Genomic DNA, 6,000 nt, shown 5'->3' on the forward strand with positions numbered 1-6,000 from the left:
GGAGCACCGCAATGCTAACGGAGGCAGTCATTGCGGGCCGCGCCGGCGGCACGCTACTGTGGCTCGTGCGTGTGGAGTTCGGAGGCGACGTCCTTACGGCCGGCGGTCACGTCTTTCACACAAAGACCGGGAAATATCCTGGTGTCACAAGCCATGTTCGCAAGCAGGCCAATGCAACCTCTCCTCACCCCAGCTGTCGCCGATTTGGCGCCGTCCGGGTTCGATCTTACCATGTATGACGAAGAGCACATGATCACGTATTGGCGCCTGCTGGACGCTGCTGCCGAAAGCGCTGACTGGGGCGAAGTATCGCGGTGTCATGAGCCTCGATCCAGACCGCGAGCCTGATCGGGCTCGGCAGGCGTTCGAAAGCCATCTTGAGCGCGCGCTATCGATGGCTAACAGCTGATATGGTCAACTGCTGAGCGGCGGGCCTTCGAACGGTAAGGGCAGTGAAGACGGCCGGCGGGGGTGTCAGCCGCCGCTGGCCATTCTACGCTACGCTGCCTGTGGCTGGGGGCTGGCATTAGGCAGCGATACGCTCCAGTGACGGCAAGGCCACCGATCGCCGGTTAACAACCCACTAACCAATTCGGGCGATGTGTGAGCCGTTCGAAGGCTGGAAGTCGGCGGTCTTGCAGGCTCGGCAATCCCCGTTGTAATCAGCCTTGGGCGCTGCATGACGAGAGCGGCTAAGATGTTCGGATGGCGACGATCAAAGAAGCAGGATCTGCCTTCGATCGAAGAGGCTGCTGGTAAGCTCTTCGAACCTTTGGCGCTGCTCACGGCTCTCGACCAGTTACTTCCATGGTACTTGAAAGAAACCGATGAAGGCCGACTTGTCTATCCGGCGTGCAGCCGTACCCTGAATGACGTCGACGGAAATGTTCGGGCAATTTGGGAACACACACGGCTTGAGGCGTGTCGCTATTTTGTGATGGTGCCGAGGCGCGACGTAGAGCTTTTGGTTAGTGCCGTGCTTCAGCCGGAAATGATGGATGCTTTTCTAAGGCAGGCTCCGCACGAAGAAACTGTGGTCGACTTCAAGGGCGTTCCTGTTGTCGACTATCCGACTGCGATCGTCGCGGGCCTGAATTGGCTCGATCACTGTGCCTTCCTCGCCGGCGTCGCTCCCGACAAGTTCAGTCGAACGGGGCGAGACTTCCGGCGCTTCGTGGTGCTTGCGCAGCAATGGTGGGCGATCGAAGGTGCGGGGCCGCGCTCCTCCACGATGCTTGCGAACCGTGAGGTCCCGCCGCTGATGTTCTATCTCATATGGCAGAGCTATACGCGCTTGGCCAAGGAGATCGCGATCGCGGCGATATATGGCTCCTCCCTCGATCGCGCCACAGAACAGCAGCGTCAGCATTTTGAGAAAACGCTCGGTTCGCAGCCCGACCAATTGCAGGCTGCGCTCTCTGCTCTGACCGAAGTGACGTCAAGACTGAAAAGGGCCTCCGATCCAGAGGATTTGCGCCGACCGGAGCCGCGCGCATAGTTGCGCGCGCGTTCAGATCATATTTTCGCGAACGTCTGGTCGAAGAACACCGTCCTGAAGATCTGCGGCCCGTTCCGCCGGAAGGTCCGGGTAGATCGCGTTGGTGAGACCGATCGGTTCAAAGAATCGATCAGCAACTTGTCAGCCGACTGGATCAGAAAGATGCGTGGCGAACGGGTCTTCGCCCGCCACGTCCATCCGTACCGCTGCATGAATTGGGTGGCGAATGGTCTGCTGCTTCGTCAGCCTTCGCCTGGAGGAACCGCGCGGACCTTGGTTCGAGCTCTTTCGCCGCGGCCGTGCCTTAGGCGATTGCTTCGGAGCGGGCGTCGACGATCCGTCAGTAGTTGGTTCGCGAGCAGGATAATTTCCGCAGCCTCATCCGGATCGTCGAGAGCTACGTTGCGATGCGAATGAGGGTTCTTGTAGGAGCCGATCGCGCCGGTGAACAGGTACGTCCTAGCCTCTCGTTCCGCCTCTTCCGTGCTCATACCGAGAGGGGTCCAAGCTCGTAGTCGAAGGCTTTGCGCATCAGCGCTGTACCGGCTTCCTTGGCCGTACGGTTCGCCGCTTCGCGCGCGCTCACCCCAACTGCCTTCACCGGTTCAAAAGCGGGACCGTCGTACATGCCGCGATATACGTGCTTTCCGCGGTGAAGCTCGCGGCTGAATTCATGCGGTTACAAATAGAAACAGGCCACACCGACGGAGACCGTCTTAGCCAATCAACCTAGCTGATCGTGTCCCTGATGCCGAGGTGCTATTGGCGCTCGACCTCGATTAACTGGGGCTTTCAAGTGCTCCGCAGCATACCGTCCTCCCAGCGACAGTTTGAGCTAGAGGCGTTCACCAACACTGTGGTTGGTCCCCCCAAAGTGCCCCAACGAGGCCATCGCGATTGGCTTGGTGAGGGTGATGACGATCGGCTTCGCGCAGGAATGGCTCGCCTGGCAATGACCGACGGCGGTAGGCTTTCGAAACACCGCACCACAATCGGACAAGTCTTCTGGACCCGCTTCGCAGCGCTGGCCGCGACCGTCGCCGCGGCGAGCGCGGCGATCGACTCGGCTTGGACGATCGCGCATCCCAAGTAGGCGCAAATGGAGGTGCGCCAGCCTCGCCCGGACGTTCTGCGGCCGGAGCATTTCAAGTTCGTCCAACCAGTCTTTGGCACGCCGCGGGCTACCGCCCGACCATCGGGACGTCCCACGGGGAAAGCGGTCAGTCTGTGGAATTAAGTCTCGGGCACCACTACGCAGCCGCTTTTCAGTGCTGCGAAGAAAACTCGATTGGTGGCGTTCGCGAGGATTGCTTCGCCCAGCATGAAGTCATCAACGACATACCACTTAAAGCCATGGTCCCAATCAGGCAGCTTCGCCGGATCAAGCACGTACGCAGCGCGGCTCGGACCTTCTCCGGAGGCGACTCGTTCTACGAATTTCTGAAGCCGGTTTATTCTGAAGCCTTGGGCCGCGCAGCGAGGAGCTTCAGGGCTATCGGCTCAACGTCCTCGCGCCAGTAGCCGTCATCGTCGGAAGGGCGCTTCCCAGCATGTCAGGAGAATGGATGGCCGGCTGGCGGGCGACCGGGGTACCCGACCAGCGGGCGCATGACAAACATAGCCGCGCTCGGACTTGCGGCCGGAGAAGTCCTGAGTCCAATGACCCAAAGCCAGGAAATCTGTGGCGCCGAAGTCCATCAAAGAAAGTGGCTCAAACGCAGGAATTGAGCGTGAGCGGGCGCGTAAGAGCGTTGACAGCTCTCCATCGCAGGGGCAGCCTATGAGTGTTTTCAATAGAAATGACTACTGACATTTGGGGCAGTAGAAATGTCCAATCAGCGCGCGCGCCGGGAGACGGCGCTTTATCCGAAATGCCTGTTCCAATTGATCTGTCTTGCCGCTGCACTGCTCGTGGAAACAAGTGCGAGTTCAAAAGCAGCGGATGATTTCAACAAATACGTGATGCAGGCTGTTTCCGTCCTGAAGGCGGATTTCGCGGGGCTTGGGTACGATATGAGCCGGGCCTACACCCATGAAATTCCCTATGGCTCGGGAAAGGTTAAGCCGACCTCTCCTCCCAAAACGATGTGCGTTGCCGCAGTTGCCGAAGTAATAATCACTGCCATAAACCTTTACGTCGACCAGGCCAAGGACGCAAAGCCATATACGCAACTGCCCGTCGACGGTTGGAATCGAATGCGGGCAACCGACATCCGCTCTCACATCTGGGTCGATCCGAAATTGGACTCGTATGGGACGGCGGACGCCCTGGTTACGTTCGGCGTGGGACGGCACGCGAAGTTTTCGGAATTGAAACCGGGATCTTTTATTAACCTGAACCGCACGAACGGGACCGGACATGCCGTCGTGTTCATCTCGTTCTTGGATGAGAAAGGCGCGGAATTATCGAGCGACAGCCAGCCCCCGCTCGAGAAGATTGCGGGATTCAAGTATTCGCAAAACAGAAACAGTCACGGCTTAGGATACGGGTTTGCGTTCTTTTCGAATAAAGACGGCAAATCGTATTGTCCCGCTTTATCCGACGGGCTCAAGCCAGACTGCGGGGTTCAATATTCGGTTGGTCAAAAGATATTGAACGCTGGCTATATGCTCGACCCGAAGCTTTGGGATTCTGAGGCCAAGGACAAGAATCTTCGGGAACTTGTTGAGGGACTGTACGTTCAAAATCGGTCCCGCGGACCGTCGTTTCTTGGGATTTCTCCCGATCTTTCTCTCAGTGAATTTGGCCAGACGCTCGAGGGCCAGGACACAATGGAGTTGAATCCGATCTACAGAAACGATCAGGACTAATAGTCGATGTTTGCAAACCGTGCCATGTTGTGCGGAATGCTGGCGTTCCTGGTGACGAACGTCTCCAACCCTTCATGGGCCGATTGCAGCCGTAAACCCGAATACGAAAGTTCGGCCCTTGGTCCGTCTGAACTTATCGGTCTCGATACAAGGAATCGAGAGTTTCAGTTCTATTCGAAGAGCGTGGCGCTCGTCATCGGCGAGTCGAACTAACCATCGGGACAGAGGCACCGGGAGCACGAAGTGCGGGCAGGCCGATGTATATTCGATGAGCCGAGAGCTCGAGTTAGTAGCTGGCCGCCTCTGCGACTCGCCCGGTTGCGCTGGGAGCGCGAATCCGTAGTTGTCGTGTCGCCCGCAGCTCCCGTCATATGTCTGGCAGGAGGTGCGAATGCGACGGGTGATTGGCATCGACGTCCACCGAACTTTCGGCGAGGTGGTATTTTGGGAGCACGGCAGGCTCCGACATGCGGGCCGCATCGATATGACGCGGACTGCGCTGGAGGGATTTGGCAAGACCCTGCTGGCCAGTGATGAGGTCGTGGTCGAAGCGACTGCCAACAGTATGGCGGTGTCGCGGGTTCTGGCGCCGTTCGTGGCACGGGTGATTATCGCCAATCCGCTGCAGGTGAAGGCGATCGCCCAGGCTCACGTTAAGACCGACAAGATCGATGCCGGCACGCTCGCCAGTCTGCAGGCGGCCGGGTACCTTCGATCCTGCACGCGCACCTAATCCCGAAGTGCCCGCATGCCGATCTTTTCAACGCCCGCGGCCGGGCGTGGTTGGCCGCTCAACAGCTGCCGGACGATGAGCGCACGGCCATCGATCGGCACGTCCGTGAGCTTGATCGGCTGGCGGAAGACCTGGCTCTGCTAGACCGCGAGATCGCGCAGGACGCCATCGACGATCTCGCGGTCAACAGATTGATGACGATCACCGGCGTCAACCTGGCGGTTGCCGCCGGCGTCGTGGCGGCGATCGGCGACATCAGCCGGTTCGACAGCCCGCAGAAGCTGGTGAGCTATTTCGGGCTGAACCCGCGGGTGCGGCAGTCGGGACTGGGAGCCGCCCATCACGGTCGCATCAGCAAGATCGGCCGCAGTCACGCGCGCGCCATGCTGGTCGAGGCTGCCTGGGCCGCGGCCAAGGCGCCCGGTCCATTGCATGCTTTTTTCGTACGGATCCGCGCCCGGCGTGGCCATCAGGTCGCCGCGGTGGCCGTGGCTCGCAAGCTCACGGTGCTCTGCTGGCATTTGTTGACGAAGGGCGAGGATTACCTGTGGGCGCGCCCGGCGCTGGTCGCCAACAAGACCCGCGCAATGCAACTTCAAGCTGGACATCCGCAACAGAAGGGCAGCCGGCGTGGACCAGCCTATGCCTACAACATCAAGGCGCTGCGCGACCGTGAGATGTTGATTGCCGCCCAGGCGGAGCGAAACTACGAACGATTGGTGTCGCAATGGAAACCGCGGCGGCCAAAACTCGGCGCGCGGGCGCCTCAGCTCGGCAGGACAAAATAGGCAGTCCGGTGACGCTTGCAGCCGACGCGTCACGCTTCGCCACGAGGTCGCCCGCGCCCGACAACCATAACCGCCGCTGACGGCAAGTGCCAGCCAGGAATGCAGTCCCGTTCCACGGCAGCATGCCGCCGTGCTCGGGCCGGTCAAGGCCAAGCCGTGCGGTGGCCGCA

General features: G+C 59.8%; 3 protein-coding genes and 3 pseudogenes. 5 read left to right on the forward strand and 1 reads right to left on the reverse strand.

Features of this window, described 5'->3' with window-relative positions; translation table 11 throughout:
- The first annotated feature begins 153 nt into the window (after positions 1-153).
- Positions 154-409, forward strand: a pseudogene (locus BM222_RS42660) (DUF2285 domain-containing protein).
- Between the two features lie 288 nt (positions 410-697).
- Positions 698-1,498: a hypothetical protein gene (locus BM222_RS40685; protein ID WP_143106186.1), complete on the forward strand. Its 801-nt coding sequence runs from the start codon at positions 698-700 to the stop codon at positions 1,496-1,498.
- 242 nt (positions 1,499-1,740) lie between these two features.
- On the opposite strand, the pseudogene BM222_RS43590 reads toward BM222_RS40685, so the two are convergent.
- Positions 1,741-1,992, reverse strand: a pseudogene (locus BM222_RS43590) (TIGR02391 family protein); the annotation flags it as partial.
- Positions 1,993-2,450: 458 nt separating this feature from the next.
- Here BM222_RS43590 and BM222_RS41610 point away from each other — a divergent pair.
- The 3 genes and pseudogenes from BM222_RS41610 to BM222_RS37945 all read left to right on the forward strand — a co-directional run bounded on the left by BM222_RS41610 (position 2,451) and on the right by BM222_RS37945 (position 5,830).
- On the forward strand, positions 2,451-2,591 hold the full coding sequence (locus BM222_RS41610) for a hypothetical protein (protein WP_177243715.1): 141 nt from the start codon (positions 2,451-2,453) through the stop codon (positions 2,589-2,591).
- A 734-nt stretch (positions 2,592-3,325) separates the two neighbouring features.
- Positions 3,326-4,309 carry a hypothetical protein gene (locus tag BM222_RS37940; RefSeq protein WP_092239744.1) on the forward strand — a complete coding sequence of 328 codons (984 nt, stop codon included), beginning with the start codon at positions 3,326-3,328 and terminating at the stop codon, positions 4,307-4,309.
- Between the two features lie 409 nt (positions 4,310-4,718).
- Positions 4,719-5,830 (forward strand): annotated as a pseudogene (locus tag BM222_RS37945) (IS110 family RNA-guided transposase).
- Positions 5,831-6,000: the final 170 nt, after the last annotated feature.

Origin of the sequence: Bradyrhizobium sp. Gha, assembly GCF_900113735.1 — a bacterium.
Lineage (GTDB): Bacteria > Pseudomonadota > Alphaproteobacteria > Rhizobiales > Xanthobacteraceae > Bradyrhizobium.

What these genes read in the sequence shown, in the direction of transcription:
- BM222_RS40685 (WP_143106186.1), top strand. Translation starts at nt 698, where the DNA reads ATGTTCGGATGGCGACGATCAAAGAAGCAGGATCTGCCTTCGATCGAA.
- BM222_RS41610 (WP_177243715.1), top strand. Translation starts at nt 2,451, where the DNA reads ATGACCGACGGCGGTAGGCTTTCGAAACACCGCACCACAATCGGACAA.
- BM222_RS37940 (WP_092239744.1), top strand. Translation starts at nt 3,326, where the DNA reads ATGTCCAATCAGCGCGCGCGCCGGGAGACGGCGCTTTATCCGAAATGC.